Here is a 17,866-nt window from a genome sequence, read left to right on the forward strand (position 1 = left end):
GACGGCTGTTCCGCGGCGGTTTCGAGCCGGTTCCACAGCGGCCCTCGGACGGCCGTCGCCGGCTTCGGTGGACTCAGTAGGCATAACCCATCCGGCGCGAGAGGTCCTGCGCCGCCGCCATCGTGCGCTTGGCCACCTCCTGGAGCCGCTCCTCCTCCAGCCGGTAGGAGGGCCCGGAGACGCTGATCGCGCCGATGACCTTCCCGTCGTGCGCCCGCACCGGAGCCGCCACCGCGTGCAGCCCGAGCTCCAGCTCGTCCCTCGCCATGGCGAAACCGGTTTTGACCACCGACTTCAGCTCCGAGCGCAGCTCCGCCGGCGAGACCACGGTCGACTCCGTCAGCCGTGGCAGCTTCCGCGACAGCACGCTCTCCTGCACCGATTTCGGCTGGTGCGCCAGCAGCGCCTTGCCGCTGGAGGTGGCGTGCAGCGGAGTCCGTCTGCCCAGCCAGTTCTGTGCGGTGACCGAGGACGAGCCGCGCGCCTGCATGATGTTGACCGCGGCGTCGTCGTCCAGAACGGCGATGTTCGCCGTCTCCCCGGCGTCCTCGGCCAGCTCACGGCAGACGGGCGCGCCCTCCTGCGAGATGTCCAGCCGGGACGCCGCGGCTCCGGCCAGCCTCAGCACGCCCGGGCCCAGGTAGTACTTGCCGCGGTCCTGCTCCTGGGAGACCAGCCCTCGGGCCTCCAGGACGCCCAGCAGCCGGAATGCCGTCGATTTGTGGACGCCCAGTTCCTCGGCGATCTCGGTCACACCCGCATCGCCGTGCCGGGCCAGGATCTCCAGCACGCTCACCGCGCGGTCGACCGACTGGACCGAGGCAGCCGCGCCTCTGGGCTGCCTGCCTGTCGCTGTGTCCTCCGTCTTTTCACTCATCTGCTCAACGTCACCGCCTGCTGGCCTGGTTGTGGTTCCCGGTTGCCGGTGCGTGGCCGCGCGCCGTTCTCCGGAGGCTGCCGTTCCTCTCCACTATCTGCGGAGGTCGTCGGCGGGTGCTTGACGTGAAGCCTCCCCGCTTGGATTCTGTTGCGCATCACGCTCTATCGTGCGCGATACGGAACTCGGATAGTAGCGAAGTGTCTCCCCCGCACCTTCCCGGCCAACCGGCACCGGGGCCGGCTGACCATGCTCACTCGAACGTGCTCGCGAGGTGAATCACAGTGATACCCGTCTGCCGCATTGAGGACCTGCCCGCAGGTGAGTCCGTCCGTCTCGACCTCGAACCTCCCATCGCCGTCTTCAACGCCGACGGCGAGCTCTACGCAATCGACGACACCTGCACCCATCAGGACGCGTCCCTGTCGGAAGGCTGGCTCGAGGGCTGTCTGGTCGAATGCCCGCTGCACGCCGCTTCATTCGACCTGCGCACCGGCCGTCCCACCTGCCTCCCCGCTCGCAAGCCCGTGCGTACCCACCCGGTGAGCGTGCTGGACGGCACCGTATGGGTACATGTCGAGTCCGACCGGACCACACAAGCACCGCACACCGCCGCAGCCGGACAAGGGAGCGCCGCATGAACACCATCACCGTGATCGGCGCCTCCCTGGCAGGACTCCATGCCGCACTCGCGCTGCGCGCCGAGGGCTACGACGGCAGGCTGGTGATCGTAGGGGAAGAGCACCATCGACCCTACGATCGCCCTCCACTCTCCAAGGAATTCCTGACCGGCGCGCTGACCGCCGAACGGCTGGCCCTCGCCGACGCCGAGGAGATCGGGGAACTGGACGCCGACTGGCTGCTGGGCACCCGGGCCGAGGGCCTCGACCCGCCCTCCCGTACGGTCACGCTCACGGACGGCCGCAGGCTGTCCACCGACGGCGTCGTCCTGGCCACCGGCGCGGTTCCCCGCACCCTGCCCGGTGAGCCGCTGGCGGGAGTGCACACCCTGCGCACCCTGGACGACGCCGCCGCGCTCCGCGAGGAGCTCAGCCGGGGACAGGTACGGGTCGTCGTGATCGGCGCCGGCTTCATCGGTGCCGAGGTCGCCTCGTCCTGTGCCACCCTCGGCCACAGCGTCACCGTCGTCGAGGCCGCCGCACAGCCGCTGCTGCCCCAACTCGGCGCCCGCATGGCCGAGTTCTGCGCCGACCTGCACACCGACCACGGGGTCACCCTGCTCACCGGCACCGGGGTGCGCGCACTGCACCCGGACGGCGGCCGGTCCGCCGCGGCCGGTGGCGGACAGCGCCGGGTCGGCTGGGTGGAGCTGGCCGACGGCCGGTTCCTTCCGGCCGACGTGGTCGTCGTCGGAATCGGCGTACGCCCCGCCACCGGCTGGCTGGAGGGCTCCGGCCTGCCGCTGGACGACGGCGTCGTCTGCGACGCGGGCGGCGTCACCCCGGTACCGGGCGTGGTGGCCGTGGGTGACGTGGCCCGCAGCGCCGGGCACCGGGCCGAGCACTGGACCAGCGCCATGGAAGCCCCGGCCGTCGCCGCGCGCAATCTGCTGGCCGGTACGACGGTGGAGACGTACTCGGCGCTGCCGTACTTCTGGTCCGACCAGTACGGCATCCGGCTCCAGCTCGCGGGCCGCCGTGGCCCGGACGACACCGTGCGGGTGGTGGAGGGCTCGCCGGAGGACCGCAGCTTCCTCGCCGTCTACGAGCGGGACGGCACCACCACGGCAGTCCTCGCGGCCAACCGGCCCCGGCCCTTCATGCGGGCCCGGCGCGAGCTGGCTCGCGCCGGAATGGCGGCGGTCTGAGCTCGCGGAGCCGTTGTTCGGCAGTCGGCCTTGTGGTTGCGGCCGTCCTCCAGCCGCCGGACTCGCGCCGTTGCCGGTCGCGCCGTTGCGGCGGGAGAAGGTTCAGCGGGCTTCGCCCCCTGGCCCCCTCCACGGGTCCGGATTCTGGGGGAGGAACAGGGGGCGGCTGCAACCACAACGTCCGGCATCAATTACCGGCGGTAGCCGGCTGCTTCTCGCTGGGGCGGACGATGACGAAGCCCTCCCCGTCCAGTCTGAGCTGCACCGCCTCGCCCGAACCGCCGCGGATCATGGAACCGAAGCTCTGCGAGCGGTGCAGTGAGGTCTGCAGCTGGGCGCTCCAGCCCACCACCGCGTCGGTGTCCACGAACACCGGCGCCTGCTGCGACACGGGGATGACGATCGGCGTGCCCTCACAGATGACACCGAGCCTGCCCTGGCCCGAGAAGACGCTGTTGAACAGGCCGCCACCGGCCATGCCCGCGCCTTTGACGATGCCGATCTCGTAGTGCAGACCGGCGTCGAAGACCAGCACGTTGCGGCCGTTGACGGTGAGCGAGTCGCCGGGCGCTATGTCGATGATGAAGCAGTTCTCCGCCTCGTGCGCGAACCACGCCTCGCCCTGGCCGCTGACCGACATCAGCGCCAGCCCCTCCCCGGTGACCTGACGCTTGAGGAAGTTGCCGACCCCCTGGCCCTTCTTCTCGAACCGGAGGTTCCCCCGGAAGGCCACCATGGCCCCCTGCCGCGCGTAGCACTCGCCGTTCACCGTGTACTTCACGCACTTCTCGTTCTGCAGCTCCATCCCCGGTGTGGGACTGGGCTGCGCCATGTTCTTCGTAGCGAAGAGATCACTTTGCATGGTGCCTATGTTCCCCCGGAATCCGTGGCTCCTTCCATACATTCCGTGCCGCTGGTTCAGCCTTTGACGGCGGAGCTGGCGACGCCCTGGACGAACCACCGCTGGAAGAAGGCGAAGACCACGAGGACGGGAAGGACCAGGAGGACGCCGAAGGCGAGGGTCTGACCCCAGTCAAGGGGTTCTTGACCCTGGAAGACGCTCATTTCCAGGGGGAGGGGGCGTACCGAGGGGTCGGACACCATCAGGACCGGCCACAGGAAGGAGCCCCACTGGATGAGGAAGGTGAGGATGGCGACGGACGCGAACGCGGGCTTGCTCATCGGGACGATGATGGCGAAGAAGGTGCGCCAGGGGCCGGCGCCGTCGATGCGGGCCGCTTCCTCGATGCTCGGCGGAATCGAGCGGAAGAAGGTGTGGAACTGGTAGACGGAGAAGGCGTTGGCGACGAACGGAAGCGCCTGGATGAGGAGCGTATTGCGTTGGTCGTTGAACATGTAGAACAGCGGCACGGCCACCGACTCGAACGGGATCAGCATCAGCAGCAGGATGAGGGTCATGACTGCTTCCCGGCCGCGCCACTTCAGCCGCGACAGCCCGTACGCCGCCATCGAGTTGACGAACAGGCCCCCCGTCACCACCACGAAGGCCAACAGCAGCGAGACGCCCATGAAGCGCCAGAAATAGCCCGTGCTTTCTGAGTTGAGAGTGTCGAGGACGGCGAAGTAGTTGTCGAAGGACAGGTGGGTGGGCAGGAAGCCGGACAGGCCGTTGAGTACCTCGCCGGACGGCTTGAGGCTGCCCATGAACAGGTAGAGCACGGGCAGCGTGAAGACGAACGCCAGCACGCTGAGTACGGCGTAATCCATGAAGCGGCGCAGATGCGTGCGGTTCGTGCCCATGGGTCAGTCCTCCTTTCCGGGCCGGACGACGCGGCGCTGGATGAGCGTCAGGACGACGACGATCACGAAGAAGACGACGGTGATCGCCGACGCCTGGCCGACGTTGTTCTGGTCGAAGGCGGTGGTGACGGCCTGGTACATCACGGTGCGGGTGGATTCCTCGTCCAGGCCGCCGCCGCGGATGAGGATGTACACCTGGTCGAAGACCCGGAAGGACAGGACCGAGGTGAGCATGGCGACGAAGACGAGGGTGCCGCGGATGCCGGGCAGGGTGACGTGGCGGAACTGCTGCCAGCGGGAGGCGCGGTCGAGCCGGGCGGCTTCGTAGAGCTCGGTGGGTATCTGCTGGAGCCCGGCGAGCAGAATGACCATCTGGAAGCCGACGCCTTGCCAGACGGAGAGCACGATGATCGAGGCCATGGCCGTGGCGGCGTCGCCGAGCCAGTTGAAGGCCCCCCAGTTGCCGAAACTCACCACGTCCAGGACGGAGTTGAGCATGCCCTGGTCGCTGCGGGCAAGAATCAGCCGCCAGATCACGGCAACCAGCGCCATGGGGAAGACCACCGGCATGAAGAAGAAGGACCGGAAGAGGCCGATGGCCTTGAGCTTGCGGTTCAGCAGGATCGCCAGCGCCAGGGCGAGGGCGGTCTGCAGCGGTACGACGATCCCGGCGAAGGTCAGATTGTTGAGCAGCGCCCGCAGGAACGGGCCCGACAGGTCGGGATCGGTGAACAGCCGCCGGTACTGCTCCAGGCCGAAGAACGACGGCGCCAGCGGAGAGCCGAGCCGCACGTTGTAGAAGGAGAGCACCACGGCGTAGCCGAACGGCACACCGACGAAGGCGATGAGTCCGACGACAGCTGGGGCCGACATCGCCAGGCCGTGCACCCAGTCGCGGTTCTTCCGCCTAGGGCGCGCCGAGGGCCCGGGTCGCGTGGGCTTCTCGGAGGTCATGGGTGGGGCCTGCTCCGGGTCTGGGGGCGCGGACTGCGCGGGTTCCACGGATTTCACGGGGGTGGGTCCTTTTCCCGGCCGGGACGGGCACGCTTCGCCTGTGCCCGTCCCGGCCGATGCGTCCTCCGGTCTACGGGATCTTGTAGCCGGCGTTGTCCGAGAAGTCCCGGTCGATGGAGCGGGCGGCCTTGGCCAGCGCGCTCTTGGGGTCGGCACCGCCGTAGATGGAGTTCAGAGCCCCGCTGAACTTCGACGTGATCACGGGGTACCCGGCGGTCACCGGGCGGGTGACGGCGATGCAGGACTTGGTGATACGGGTGTCACCGCACGGCTTCGCGAGCTGGTCGGCGAAGAGCTGGAGCGGGCCGCCGGTCTTGTACAGCGGGCTCTTGGCGAGTGCGGTCCTGGTGGCCGGCACCGCTCCGTTGGCCTTCGTCATCGCGGTGACGCTGGTGTCGCCCATGAGGTAGTCGAGGAAGGCGCCGGACGCCTTGGCGTTCTTGGTGTCGGCGCCGATGCCCCAGGCCCAGGAGCCCTGACCGGTCTTGGGCCCGTTGCCGAAATCGGGCAGCGGCAGCACGACCAGATCGTCACCGAGGGCCTTGCTGTAGTCGGGGTACATCCAGTGGCCGACCCAGCTCAGCGCGACGCGGCCCTTGGCGAAGGCCTTGCTGTCGGTGTTGGCGTCGACGTAGGTCTTCCAGGACTGGAAGGTTTTCATGGCGTCGACCACGGCGGGGGTGTCGAGGGCGCCGGCTGCCTTACCGTTCTTCAGCAGCGAACCGCCGGCCGACCAGACGATCGGCGAGAAGCCGTAGGTGCCCCACTCGCTGCCATAGCCGACGCTCTCCTGCAGGTCGAGGGTCTTGCCGTCGGAGTCCTTGGCCTTCAGTGCCTTGAGCGCGGCGGTGAACTCCTTCGCCGTCCAGTCGTCGGACTTCCCCTTGGGATACTTCACCCCGGCCGCGTCCAGCAGCTTCTTGTTGCCGTAGATGCCGAGCCCGGAGTCGTACATGCCCAGCCCGTAGTGCTTCCCCTTGATCTCGCCCTGGGCCTTGCTCGCCTTGGTGGCGTTGCTCATCGTCTTGGCGGAGACGTATGTGTCGAGGGGGGCGAGCTTCTTGTTGTAGACGAAGTTCGCCATGGTCGGGCCGTCGAACTCCATGACGTCCGGCAGCTTGGCGGCGTCGGTGGTGGTGATGGTCTTGGTGTAGTCCTTGTCGGGTATCAGCTTCAGCTTGGCCTTGATCTTGTTCTGCGAGGAGTTGAAGGACTTCACCGCGTTCTGCATCGCGGTGGCCTCGCTCTTCTGCCCCTGATGGGCCCAGACGCTGATCGTGCCCTTTCCGCTGCCCGCCTCCGCGGAGGCGTCGGTGGTGGCGCCTCCACCGCAGGCGGCCAGCGCCGCCAACGGCAGGGCGAGGGCCAGGACCGTACAGACCGCGTGCCGGGGTTTTCTGGTTCTGGGGAACATGGTTGGTGCCTCCGTGCGTGGGTGCGAGGTGACGTTCGAAGTGCTCGGGAGTTCTCTGGCGTAGGGGAAGCGCAGGCCCGGGACTTCCAGGGCGTTACTGACGTCGGTGCGGGTTCGGTGGGGCGGTGGTGTCGCGCAGTACGAGATGAATGGGCATCTGCACGTGGCCGGGCGGTTCGGAGTCCGGCTCGTCGAGCTGCTGGAGCAACAGCCCGGCAGCTTCGGCGCCCTGGCCCGCGACGGGCTGGGCGACCGTGGTCAGCCCGATCACATCGGCCAGTTCGTGGTCGTCGAAGCCGATGACGGACACGTCGTCCGGCGCCTTCAGCCGGTGCCGTCGCAGGGCGCGCAGCGCCCCCATCGCCATCTCGTCGGACTGCGCGAACACGGCGGTCGGCGGACGGGACGCGGCCAGCAGCCGGGTCATGGCCCGCTCGCCGCCCTTGACGGTGTAGTCGCCGTCCACTTCCAAGGCGGGATCGTGCTCTATCCCGGCGTCGGCGAGGACGTCCAGATATGCCTGCCTCCGATGCACGGGGGTGGTCCAGTGCAGCGGCCCGCTGCTCCCGGAGATCATGCCGATCCTGCGATGGCCGAGATTGGCCAGATGCCGTACGGCGCTCTCGGCGCCGCCCCGGTCGTCGATGCCCACCACCGTGAAGCCGGGCAGCGGCCCACCCACGGTGGAGGCCAGCGGCACCCCGAGCGAGCGCAGTGCGGCGATCTCCTCTTCTTCGGGGATCAGCAGCGACAGCACCGCGTCCACACGCTTGCGCAGCGGCAGCTTGGTGAAGAAGCGCTTGCGTGCCTCCGGTGAGCCCAGGTTGTAGAGCAGTACGTCGTACCCGGCCTTGCTGAACACCTGTTCCGCGGCGTCCAGGACGGTGCTGAAGAACCAGCGGCCCACGTACGGGACGACCACCCCGATGGTCAAGGTGCGCCCGCTGGCCAGGCTGGACGCCGAACGTGAAGCGGTGTAGCCCAGCGAGGCGGCGACGGCCGCGATCTGCTCCCGCACCTCGTCCGACACGCCCGGACGGCCGCGCAGTGCGCGGGACACGGTGGACGCCGAGACTCCGGCGGCACGGGCGACATCGGTGATGCTGACCGTCACGGCGCACATCCTCCCGTTGATTTCACGTCGGTGTGATCTGTGGGTGACGAGACCGTAGACCCCGGCCAGATTGTTGCGCAAGCGTTTGCGTTCATATTTACTTGGGCCGATTCTCAAGCGATACCTTCATGGTCAATGGTCAGCGCACACGTTTGGGCGCTGTGAGCCGACAGGAACTGTGCATGCGATACGCCCCACCCGGCCTCGTGGTGAACGACTTCGCCCTCCTGCGCGACGAGGACGGCACGTATGCGGTGCTGCACCTGCAGGGGCCCTGGACACCGGAGTTCGACCATCTGCGGATGGAGACCTCCTACGGCCGGGCCACCTCCACGGACCTGGTGCACTGGCAGCCCGCGGGCACCGCTTTCGGCACCGGCCTGCCCGGCCGCTTCGACGAGCAGGCCGTGTGGACGATGCACCCGATTCGGCACGGCGACGGAATGGCCATGTTCTACACGGGCGTCCGCGGCCTCACCGACGACGGCTGGCCTCTCCAGTCGGTCGGCCTGGCGTACTCCGACCGCACCGACGGCACCGGCTGGCGCCGCCACGGCACCGCCCCGGTCGTCGAAGCGGACCCGCGCTGGTACCGCACCGGCGCGCGTATGGGCTGGCGGGACCCCTTCGTCGTCCGCGACGACGAGGGCGACGGCTGGGTGATGGCCGTCTGCGCCGCCGACGCCTCCCTCCCCGTCGAGGTCAGCGGCTGCGTCGCCTGGGCCACCTCCGACGACCTGGAGCACTGGACCGTCCATCCGCCGCTCATCTCGCCCGGCGACGTCGACGAACTGGAATGCCCGGTCCTGGAACGCCTCGACGACGGCAGTTGGCTGCTGATCGGCTCCATCGGCGCCACGCGCAACTTCGAGGCGTGGACCGCGCCCCGGCTGCGCGGACCTTGGACCCGGCGCGGGCCTCTCGGTCCGACCGGCTCGTACGCTCCCCGGATCATCGGGGCGCCGGACGGCTCCCGCGTCGTCGTGCACACCACTCCGCGACGCGTCGGCCTCACCGACACCGGCGCACGCTGCCGGGGCGTGATCGCCCAGCCCAAGCTCCTCGTCACACCTCCGGACGCGGCGCCCCGGCTGGAATGGTGGCCCGTCCTGAACGCCTGGCTCGGCGAGGAGACCGACAAGCCGGCGCTGCACGCGGTCGGCGACGTCGAGATATCCGGACCCGTCGAGATCACCCTGCGCACCACCGCCCCCGGCAGCGACCGACCCGCCCTCACCGTCGGCTGCGACGGCAAGAACCTCCGGGTCACCGGACCCGACGGCACCCCGCTCGAGGAAACGGTCCTGACCGCACCCGCCGCCACCTTGCGCATCCTCACCGTCGGCGAGTACGTCGAGGTCTACGCCGACGACGTCTTCGTCCTCACCACCCTGTGCTACTCCGGCCACCCCGCCCGGTGGACCGCGGTCACGGAGGGCCGCACACGCACCGTCCCCGTCCGGCCCGTCCGCCTGCCCGAGCCGCACCGCGACGACGCCTCGGCGGTCTGGCCCGGCCCTGACACCCCGTCGGTCCCTTCTCCCGAGACCGGGCACGAGTCCGCAAAGGCTCGGCCGTGACGGTTGCCCCACCCTCGCCGGACCGAACATAGGGCCCCTCCGCCTCGCCCTCGGCGGTGGGGCCCTGCGTCATTCCTCGTCGCAGCTGGGATCGCCCCGGCAGGCCCGTGGGGCGCGACGGCATTTGAGGGTTCGGCTGCCCTCATCCGGCCCTGGGGCAGCAGGTCTTCGGTCGCAAGTCCCCAAAAGGACTTCAATGAAATGATGGAAGGTGCCAGGGGCACGGCCCCCCGGGGCGTGTGCCCCGTCCGGCACGGAAGAAGGAGACGAGATCGTGAAGTTCGTGCTCGAGGTCGACACCAGCGACATGCGCGGCGAGGGCGAGGCCGCGGCCGAGCTGGGCCGGGTGCTGCGGTACTGGGGCGGCAACCTGCGCCACTACGCGCTGGAGCCGGGCGACGGTTCGGTCATCTACGACTCGCAGTACCGCGAGGTCGGCAACTGGCGTATCACCGCGTCATCGTGACAGAGGCACAGACCGGGAAGCGGAGAGGAGAACCGATGGCGACCGCGGGCGTGGACCCCCACCGGATCGGCCAGGAACTCGACGGTGCCGTCGTCACCGTCGACCCCGACCTGCCCTCGGCGGTGCGCGAGGGCGTCGAGGAGATCACCGGCCGGCCGGTGGGCACCGGCGCCGGGCCGCGGGTGCATGTGGGCCCCGCCATGCCGGAACTCGCCGTCGGCGACCGGATGTTGTGGATGCACAGCACCAGCGCAGGGGTCGACGCGCTGCTCAAGGCGCATACGCCGTGGCCGCGCGAGACGCTGCTGACCCGCACGGTCGGCCGGATGGGCGAGCGGATCGGCCAGTACGTGCTGGCCTGGGCGCTGGCCGAGCTCCAGAACATCCCCGGCTTCCTGCACCAGCAGGCGTCCCGCACCTGGAACCGGCTGCCCAGCGAGCTGGCCGACGGCACCCTCGCCGTCGTCTTCGGCACCGGCAGCATCGGTGCGGGGATCGGTGCCGCGCTCCAGCGCTGCGGCGTCCGTACGGTCGGTGTGGCCCGTACCCCGCGCCCGACTCCCGGCTTCGACGAGGTCGTCGCGCTCGGCACCCCGGACGGTGCGGGTGGCCCGTCCGGCGAACTGGTCTCAGCACTGGGCGCAGCGCGCTGGGTCGTCGACGCGCTGCCGCTCACCCCTGAGACGGCCGGGCTGTTCGGCCCCGGGCTGTTCGGGGCGATGTCCGGCACGACCTTCTTCAACGTCGGCCGCGGCGCGACCGTCCGCACCGATGCGCTCGCCCAGGCGCTGGAGCTGGGTCAGGTGGCGCGGGCGGTGTTGGACGTGCTGCCGGAGGAGCCCGCACCACCCGGCTCCCCGGTCTGGGACCTCCCCCGCACCACCCTCACCTCCCACTCGGCCGGCCCGACGACCGCCACCGACATCACCGCCGATTTCGGCACCGCCTGGCACACCCTCCGCACCGGCCGACTCCCCACCCTCGCCGTTCGCACCACGTTGGGCTACTGACCTCGGCCCCGCACCGTTACCGAGAGAGGGGGCGTCATGTACTGCTTCGACTGCTCCACGGAAGGCGCCGGTGTGTGCCCGGGGCCATCTGCACAGCGAAACCGAACCCCTACGGCGCTCGACGAGCACCGGACAGGTCTGGTCCTCGCGTGAGGCGCGGCGGATGATCTGTGCCGTCTGTCATCAGTCGCTCCAGTCCAGCGCAGCATCCTGAGCCGGGGGCCCCGCGCCTCCTCGGGGCGCGGCCACCCAGAAGCCGCTGGGCAAGCCCTACGCCCTGTCCAGCGCCCGGCGCACCGCCGTGGCACCCGCAGCTGCGGCTGCCGCAGTGCCCAGGGCTGCGAGCAGGCCGTGGTGGTGCGAGGCCCACAGCTGGTAGCTGCGCGCGGACGCCTCGTCGTCGAACTCGCCGTGTGCGCCGTAGTCGTGGCGGGCGTCCGCGGGCTTCCACAGGTTGTCCGGCTGCGCGGGTGAGCGCTCATGGTCGGTCTGCTGGCCCTTGAAGCCGGCCCTGGCCAGATAGCGGTCGAGGAGGCCGGGCACGAACTTGTCGCCGAGCAGGGTGGCGACCGTCGAGCCGCCGACCCAGTGCTCCCTGCGCTCGGGGTGGTCGGCCGCGAACAGGATGCCGCGCGCGGCCACCTCGGGCTGGTAGACCGGCGCGATCGGGCGCGGGTTGAGCGGCAGTCGTGACTTGACCCAGGTGAACTGCGGGGTGTTCACGCCGGGCAGCTGCACCATCGTGACCCGCACACCGCTCTTGTCGTGCAGCAGCTCGCAGCGCAGCGACTCGTGGAAGCCCTGGATGGCGTGCTTGGCCGCGCAGTACGGCGCCTGGAGCGGGATGCCCCGGTAGGCGAGCGCCGAGCCGACCTGGACGACGGTCCCCGCGTCGCGCGGCTTCATATGGCGGAGCGCGGCCAGGGTCCCGTGGACATAGCCGAGATAGGTGACCTCGGTCGCCCTGCGGAACTCTTCGGCGCTCACCTCGGTGACCGGCGCGAAGACGCTGGAGAACGCGGTGTTCACCCATACCGAGACCGGGCCCAGATCCCGCTCGATGCGGTCGGCGGCCGCGTCCACCGCCGTGTGGTCGCTGACGTCGACGTTCAGCGGCAGCGCCGTGCCGCCCGCGTCCCGTACGTCGTCCGCGGCGCGGGCCAGGCCCTCCTCGCCGCGTGCGATCAGTGCGACGGCGGCGCCGCGTGCTCCGAAGGCGTGCGCTGTCGCGCGGCCCACCCCGCCGCTTGCGCCGGTGACCACGACGACCTGACCTTCTGCTCCCGCGCGCCTGGACTGCTGCCGGCTCATCGCCACACCTCCGCTGTCTGTGCGGGCCTGCTCGCCGATCACGGCGACTACGACATGTACGGGTACGCCGTATGCCGCGTACGCGCGCCCGGGTACCCGCGACGGTCACGGTCACCTCCGGGTGGGGCGTCAGGGGCCCAGCAAGCAGAAGAGACCGCCGTCCGGATCGCGGACCGTGGCGACCCGGCCGTGCGAGGCATGCTGGACGGGCGAGACCACCGTGCCGCCCGTCTTCTCGGCGGCGGCGAGTGCCGCGTCGATGTCGGTCGCGCGGAAGTGCACGTCCCAGCGGGTACGCACCTGGGGGTCGGGAGCGGCCTCGACGCCGCCGCCGCGCAGTCCGGCGACGGTCTCGCCGTCCACCAGGATGTGCACCTCGTCGTTCTGCTCCTCGTAGCTGACCCCATGGCTGGGGTTCTTCGTCCACTCGAGCACTTCGCCGTAGAACAGCGCCGCCGCGAAGGCGTCGCCGGTGCGCAGCTCCAGCCAGGCGGGCGCGTGCCCCGCGCCGACCGCCCAGCCCCGTGGCAGTTCGCCCTGCCACATACCGAACGCCGCCCCGGAGGGGTCGGCGGCCATGGCGGCGCGGCCGTCACCCACGCGGAGTGGGCCCACGGCGACCGTGGCGCCTCTTTCGCGGACGCGTTCACACGCGAGGTCGGCGCTCTCGACGGCGAAGAAAACGGTCCAGCGGACGGGCAGCTGCCAGGTGACGGCGGCCTCGTTGAAGCCCGCCACCGGTTCGCCTTCCCTGGTGGCCGTGCGGAATCCGGGGCCGAGAGAGCTGTCGGTGAAGGACCAGCCCAGTACGGCGCTGTAGAACTCCTCGGTGGCCCGCCGGTCGCGGACAGTGAGACTGACCCAGCATGGCACCCCGGGTACGGAATCCATCACGTCACCTCAAGCCTCCTGCGTGTTCCTTTCGCGCTTGCTCGCTCGGTTCTTTTTTCCGTCCCTGCGTGCCGGGGTGCCCACTGCCTGCGGAGACGAAACGAGAGGTGACGTGCGGGGAAAGTGCTCGGCTTCTGCTGTTTTGCCCGTTTTGGCGAGGGGTACCGGGCGGATTGCGCCGATTCCGTGGCCCCCGCCACGGGCCCCGTCGGCAGTGTCCCCGCACCCGTCGAGCGCCGCCGCGCGCCACCGAGGAGTCGCCATGATGGCCCACCCCGACACCCTGCGAGAGCTGCTCACCCGCTACGAGGCACTCCGTGCCCGGCCGGAGCGGCGGCAGGAGCTGGAGGACGTCTCGTACACGCTCTGCGTATCCACGGGAACCCGGGACATCCGTGACGCACTACGGGCGGCCCGGGCGCATATAGCGGGCGTCTACGTGGCCTGAGCGCCGGACCGACGAGCACCGCGTTTTCCCCTCGGCCCGCCGGGAACCCCGGGGCGCGAGCGATCACAGGCGGCCCGCACCGGCGGGCGTCGATGCGAGTGAGGTGAGCGCAGTGCCGGAGCCCGGCAGCAAGAGCTACGACAAGCACCGTGCGCGGCGTCGCAAGGACCTGGAGAAGAGCGGCGCGGCCGACGCGCAGGAGGCCAACGAAGAGGCCAAGCGCGAGATGGAACGCGACCCGAACTGGCGCCCCTCCGGGCCGCGGACGGAACGCGGCCGGGGCCCCAGGGGAGAGCGTCCCGGCTCCGAGAGCTGAGGGAGGGGCCACCGGAGTCCACCCACGGGAGGCGCCGGGCGGGACCCGGTCGGGCGCCTCCGCGCTCGCTTGTGCTCGACGCCGCCCGGAACGGCCGGCCGTCGCCACAGATCGGGCACCCTTCGGTGCCCCCGCCGCCCGTCGGCCTGCGAGAGTGTTCGCATGGGCGAGAACAAGCAGCGCATGCTGGCGGGGGAGTGGTATCTCCCCGATGACGACGAACTGTTGGCGGACACCGTGCGCAGAGCCGAGCTGTGCGCGGCCTACAACGCGGCCGACCCCGCAGCCCCCGGCGAACGGCGCAAGATACTTGAGCAACTGATCGGCGACCTGGGCGAGGACGTCAACATCCGCCCGCCGTTCCGCTGCGACTACGGCACTTACATTTCGATCGGTGCCGGTACGTTCATCAACTTCGGCGCCGTCTTCCTGGACGCGGCGCCCATCACCATCGGCCGCGATGTACAGATCGGCCCCAACGTGCAGCTGCTGACCCCGGCACACGAGATGGATGCCGAACGGCGGCGCGCGGGCTGGGAGAAAGGCGTGCCCATCACCCTCGGCGACAATGTGTGGCTCGGCGGCGGCGTGATCGTCTGCCCGGGAGTCACCATCGGCCCCGACACGGTCGTCGGCGCCGGAGCGGTCGTCACCAAGGACCTCCCGGCAGGCGTCCTGGCCGTGGGCAACCCGGCACGCGTAGTGCGCGAGCTGTAACCCCGTACCCGGAATGGCATCGCTGCGCTCCGAAGAGGCGCGGGGATTGCGCGCCCAATCACAACCAAGCCGCAGCCCGCGGGCGGCAGACAGGGGCAGCCCCTGCCCGGAGCAGGCGACGGCGGGGCAAGATCCGGCCGGACCAGCCCTAGACGCGGCGCCAGGAGTCGTCCGGCAGGTGCGAGCCCGCCTGCGGTCCCATCCGCAGCATGCCGCCGTCGACCGCCCAGGAGGCGCCGGTGACGTACGTGGAATCGTCGCCGGCCAGGAAGGCGATGACGGCGGCGACCTCGCGGGCGTCCCCGGGCCGCCGCAGCGGCACGCCGGGCCGGGGCGCGGTGCGTACGTCCTCGTCCTCCTGGCCCGTCATGGGGGTGGCGATCTCGCCGGGTGCCACGGCGTTGACGCGGATCCCGTGCTCAGCCAGCTCCAGCGCCATGACCTGGGTGAGCAGCCCGAGGCCGCCCTTGGCCGCGCAGTAGGGCGCGGCGCCGACCCGTGGCTGGTGCTCGTGCACGCTGGTGATGTTGACGACGGTTCCGCCGTCGCCCTGCTCGATCATCCGGCGCGCGGCGCGCTGGGAGCACAGGAACGGGCCCAGCAGATCGATGTCGAGCACGTCCCGGACGGTGGGAAAGTCCAGGTCGAGAAAGGGGGTGCGGGTGCCGGTGCCGGCGTTGTTGACGAGTACGTCGATGCGCCCCAGCTCGTCGGCGAGCTGGTCCACCACGTCGGCCGCCTCCGGCAGCCGCGTCAGATCCAGATGCCGGACCGCCGCCCGCCGCCCGGCCTCCCGTACCAGCGCGGCGGTCTCCTCGGCCCCGTCCCGGTCGGTGTGCCAGGTGACGCCGATGTCCAGACCGTCCTCGGCCAGCCGTACGGCTGCCGACCGTCCGATGCCCGAGTCCGAGCCGGTGATGACCGCGACCCGGCTCGCGCCGCTCCCAGTGGACACACGGACCTCCCTGAACGACACCGCTGAACGACTGCGCTGCGGGGTGACCCCTGAGACGGGTGCGTAAACAGCGAGCTGAGGGGTACGCCGGGCGATCGGGCAGGACCGACCGGCAAGCGCGGCTCGCCCGAATGTGCGACCCGCACGAGCGGCGCGCATGCTGGAAGGGGTCCCGTGTCGTCACTGCTCTAGTGAGGAGAAGCACCATGCAACACGACGAGTTCATCGGACAGATGCAGGCGCGGGCCCACCTCCCCAGCCGGGGCGCGGCCGAGCGCGGAACGCGCGCCACGCTGGAGACGCTGGCCGAACGCATCCCGGCCCCACTGGCCGACCACCTGGCCGCGCAGCTGCCGACCGAGCTGGGAGAACATCTGCGCCGCGTCGAATACGCGCCGGACGTTCCGCAGACCGGGGTCCGGATGACCCGCAAGGAATTCTTCGACCGCGTCGCGCAGCGTGCCGGAGCCGATCCCCCGAAGGCCGTCCACGAGGCCCGGACCGTGGTCGAGCTCCTGGAGGAGGCGACTCAGGGCGCGCTGACCGAGCACATCAGGGAGTCCCTGGACGACGAGCTCGCCTCGATCCTCTTCTCCGGCAGCACCGGCACGGCCGGCGCTCAATGACCGACTCCAGGCGGCGGGGGGTATGCAAGATCCGCCGGCCCAGACGCCATCCGCACGCGCTGGTCAACCGCCGCCACCGTGCTGGTGACGGCCCCTCACCTCGCGACCGAGCCGCAGGGCGCGGAGGAGCCTGATCCGTCCCACTACGAGAGCAGGCCGCAGCACTGATTCCCGGCCGGTGGTCGGCGGCCCGGCAGCCGGCAGGGCAGCGGAGATCTTCCGTCACAACCGTTGACAGGCTCCGGCGCCCTCCTTACTGTTCCGCGCCGAATCGCTTCGACGTACGCAGTCGAAACGATTCGACAATCCCGCGGAAACAGTGAGGAGGGGGCGTTGGTCAAGATCACGGACGTGGCCCGGCGTGCCGGTGTCTCGCCCAGCACCGTCTCCTACGTACTGAGCGGCAAGCGCTCGATCTCGGCCGCGACCCAGCGCCGCGTCGAGGCGAGCATCCGCGAACTCGGCTACCGCCCGCACGCCGGGGCCCGGGCGCTGGCGAGCAGCCGTTCCAACGTGCTGGCCCTGGTGATGCCGTTGCGCAGCGGCGTCCATGTGCCGGTACAGATGCAGTTCGCCGGGGCCGTGGTGACGGCCGCGCGCAGCCACGACCACGATGTCCTGCTGCTCACCCAGGAGGAGGGCGAGGACGGGCTGCGGCGGGTGACCGACAGTGCCCTCGTGGACGCGCTGATCGTGATGGACGTCCAGCTGCGCGACGCACGTACCCCGCTGCTCCGCTCGCTCCCGCTGCCCTCGGTCCTCATCGGCTTCCCTGCCGAGGCCGACGGGCTGACCTGTATCGACCTGGACTTCACCGCCACCGGTGAGAGTTGTGTCGGCCACCTCGCCCAGCTCGGGCACCGGTGTGTGGCACTGCTGGGCTCCCCGCCCGAGGTGTATGTGCGCGGCACCGGCTTCGCGCAGCGCACGGCGGCGGGCTTCACGGCGGCGGCGCACCGCTTCGGCATCACCTCGACCGTGCTCCCGTGCGAGCCCACCAGGCCCGCTGTACGGGAGACCGTCGAGCGGCTGCTGCGCGACCATCCCGGACTGACCGGGGTCGTCGTGCACAACGAGCCCGCGCTGCCCCTGCTGCTGGAGGCGTTCCAGCAGGCAGGAATGCGCATTCCGCAGGACCTCTCGGTGGTCGCCCTCTGCCCGGACGAGCTGGCGGAGAACGCAGCGGTGCCGGTCACCTCCGTCGCCATCCCCGCCGACGAGGTGGGGGAGCGGGCCGTGGAACTGCTGATGGCCAAGTTGAACGGCCGGTCCGTACCGGACGCCACGCTGCTGCCCCCGCGGCTGACCCGGCGTGCCAGCACCGCACCGTGCGGGACCGCCTCATGACCCTCGCTCGTACAGCGCCATCCTGACCCGCGCCCTCCGGCCATTCCGTCGACCGACTGTCGCTCCTCCCCACCGCACCTGCCCCCTCCCGCCAGTGCCACCGAACTGACGAGCCATCAGTTCCAATTGCTCCGCCCGCTCACTTCCGCGCCGTTCGTCGAAACGCTTCGACTCGTCCCACTCGAAGGAGA

General features: G+C 70.4%; 19 protein-coding genes. 10 read left to right on the forward strand and 9 right to left on the reverse strand.

What is annotated here, in order from left to right; all coding sequences use genetic code 11:
- Positions 1 to 73 precede the first annotated feature (73 nt).
- Positions 74 to 877, reverse strand: coding sequence for an IclR family transcriptional regulator (locus ACTWP9_RS05425; protein ID WP_443244799.1), 804 nt, complete (start codon positions 875 to 877; stop codon positions 74 to 76).
- A gap of 284 nt (positions 878 to 1,161) precedes the next feature.
- On the opposite strand from ACTWP9_RS05425, the gene ACTWP9_RS05430 reads away from it, so the two are divergent.
- Positions 1,162 to 1,518, forward strand: coding sequence for a bifunctional 3-phenylpropionate/cinnamic acid dioxygenase ferredoxin subunit (locus ACTWP9_RS05430; protein ID WP_443244800.1), 357 nt, complete (start codon positions 1,162 to 1,164; stop codon positions 1,516 to 1,518).
- Positions 1,515 to 2,705, forward strand: coding sequence for an NAD(P)/FAD-dependent oxidoreductase (locus ACTWP9_RS05435; protein WP_443244801.1), 1,191 nt, complete (start codon positions 1,515 to 1,517; stop codon positions 2,703 to 2,705). The genes ACTWP9_RS05430 and ACTWP9_RS05435 overlap by 4 nt, the downstream gene beginning before the upstream one ends.
- A 187-nt stretch (positions 2,706 to 2,892) precedes the next feature.
- Here ACTWP9_RS05435 and ACTWP9_RS05440 read toward each other — a convergent pair whose 3' ends face one another.
- The 5 genes from ACTWP9_RS05440 to ACTWP9_RS05460 form a co-directional block, all read right to left on the reverse strand.
- On the reverse strand, positions 2,893 to 3,567 hold the full coding sequence (locus ACTWP9_RS05440; protein ID WP_443244802.1) for an AIM24 family protein: 675 nt from the start codon (positions 3,565 to 3,567) through the stop codon (positions 2,893 to 2,895).
- 56 nt (positions 3,568 to 3,623) lie between these two features.
- Positions 3,624 to 4,466: a carbohydrate ABC transporter permease gene (locus ACTWP9_RS05445; RefSeq protein ID WP_443244803.1), complete on the reverse strand. Its 843-nt coding sequence runs from the start codon at positions 4,464 to 4,466 to the stop codon at positions 3,624 to 3,626.
- Between the two features lie 3 nt (positions 4,467 to 4,469).
- On the reverse strand, positions 4,470 to 5,339 hold the full coding sequence (locus tag ACTWP9_RS05450) for a carbohydrate ABC transporter permease (RefSeq protein WP_443244804.1): 870 nt from the start codon (positions 5,337 to 5,339) through the stop codon (positions 4,470 to 4,472).
- Between the two features lie 211 nt (positions 5,340 to 5,550).
- Complete coding sequence (locus tag ACTWP9_RS05455) at positions 5,551 to 6,894, reverse strand: ABC transporter substrate-binding protein (RefSeq protein WP_443244805.1); 1,344 nt, start codon at positions 6,892 to 6,894, stop codon at positions 5,551 to 5,553.
- 94 nt (positions 6,895 to 6,988) lie between these two features.
- Entirely contained in the window at positions 6,989 to 8,008 is a 1,020-nt protein-coding gene (locus ACTWP9_RS05460; RefSeq protein WP_443244806.1) for a LacI family DNA-binding transcriptional regulator, read from the reverse strand.
- Positions 8,009 to 8,190: 182 nt separating this feature from the next.
- On the opposite strand from ACTWP9_RS05460, the gene ACTWP9_RS05465 reads away from it, so the two are divergent.
- The 3 genes from ACTWP9_RS05465 to ACTWP9_RS05475 all read left to right on the forward strand — a co-directional run bounded on the left by ACTWP9_RS05465 (position 8,191) and on the right by ACTWP9_RS05475 (position 11,064).
- Positions 8,191 to 9,588 (forward strand): mucin-1, encoded by a 1,398-nt coding sequence (locus tag ACTWP9_RS05465; RefSeq protein WP_443244807.1) that lies wholly within the window; start codon positions 8,191 to 8,193, stop codon positions 9,586 to 9,588.
- Between the two features lie 274 nt (positions 9,589 to 9,862).
- Positions 9,863 to 10,054 carry a hypothetical protein gene (locus ACTWP9_RS05470; RefSeq protein WP_099885443.1) on the forward strand — a complete coding sequence of 64 codons (192 nt, stop codon included), beginning with the start codon at positions 9,863 to 9,865 and terminating at the stop codon, positions 10,052 to 10,054.
- Positions 10,055 to 10,089: 35 nt separating this feature from the next.
- Positions 10,090 to 11,064 (forward strand): NAD(P)-dependent oxidoreductase, encoded by a 975-nt coding sequence (locus ACTWP9_RS05475; RefSeq protein ID WP_443244808.1) that lies wholly within the window; start codon positions 10,090 to 10,092, stop codon positions 11,062 to 11,064.
- A 270-nt stretch (positions 11,065 to 11,334) separates the two neighbouring features.
- On the opposite strand, the gene ACTWP9_RS05480 is transcribed toward ACTWP9_RS05475, so the two are convergent.
- Entirely contained in the window at positions 11,335 to 12,375 is a 1,041-nt protein-coding gene (locus tag ACTWP9_RS05480; RefSeq protein ID WP_443244809.1) for an SDR family oxidoreductase, read from the reverse strand.
- A 129-nt stretch (positions 12,376 to 12,504) separates the two neighbouring features.
- A complete protein-coding gene (locus ACTWP9_RS05485) occupies positions 12,505 to 13,266 on the reverse strand; it encodes a VOC family protein (protein WP_443244810.1) in 762 nt (253 codons plus the stop codon).
- 262 nt (positions 13,267 to 13,528) lie between these two features.
- On the opposite strand from ACTWP9_RS05485, the gene ACTWP9_RS05490 reads away from it, so the two are divergent.
- From ACTWP9_RS05490 to ACTWP9_RS05500, 3 genes are all read left to right on the forward strand, one after another.
- Positions 13,529 to 13,714, forward strand: a complete 186-nt coding sequence (locus ACTWP9_RS05490) for a DUF5133 domain-containing protein (RefSeq protein WP_443244811.1) — start codon at positions 13,529 to 13,531, stop codon at positions 13,712 to 13,714.
- Between the two features lie 103 nt (positions 13,715 to 13,817).
- Positions 13,818 to 14,030, forward strand: coding sequence for a hypothetical protein (locus tag ACTWP9_RS05495; RefSeq protein WP_443244812.1), 213 nt, complete (start codon positions 13,818 to 13,820; stop codon positions 14,028 to 14,030).
- A gap of 162 nt (positions 14,031 to 14,192) precedes the next feature.
- Complete coding sequence (locus ACTWP9_RS05500; protein WP_443244813.1) at positions 14,193 to 14,747, forward strand: sugar O-acetyltransferase; 555 nt, start codon at positions 14,193 to 14,195, stop codon at positions 14,745 to 14,747.
- Between the two features lie 148 nt (positions 14,748 to 14,895).
- Here ACTWP9_RS05500 and ACTWP9_RS05505 read toward each other — a convergent pair whose 3' ends face one another.
- On the reverse strand, positions 14,896 to 15,702 hold the full coding sequence (locus ACTWP9_RS05505; RefSeq protein ID WP_443244814.1) for an SDR family oxidoreductase: 807 nt from the start codon (positions 15,700 to 15,702) through the stop codon (positions 14,896 to 14,898).
- 206 nt (positions 15,703 to 15,908) lie between these two features.
- On the opposite strand from ACTWP9_RS05505, the gene ACTWP9_RS05510 reads away from it, so the two are divergent.
- Positions 15,909 to 16,328, forward strand: coding sequence for a DUF2267 domain-containing protein (locus ACTWP9_RS05510; RefSeq protein WP_443244815.1), 420 nt, complete (start codon positions 15,909 to 15,911; stop codon positions 16,326 to 16,328).
- Positions 16,329 to 16,661: 333 nt separating this feature from the next.
- Positions 16,662 to 17,675 (forward strand): LacI family DNA-binding transcriptional regulator, encoded by a 1,014-nt coding sequence (locus ACTWP9_RS05515; RefSeq protein WP_443244816.1) that lies wholly within the window; start codon positions 16,662 to 16,664, stop codon positions 17,673 to 17,675.
- Positions 17,676 to 17,866: the final 191 nt, after the last annotated feature.

Origin of the sequence: Streptomyces sp. 3N207, from assembly GCF_052246355.1 — a bacterium.
Classification (GTDB): domain Bacteria; phylum Actinomycetota; class Actinomycetes; order Streptomycetales; family Streptomycetaceae; genus Streptomyces.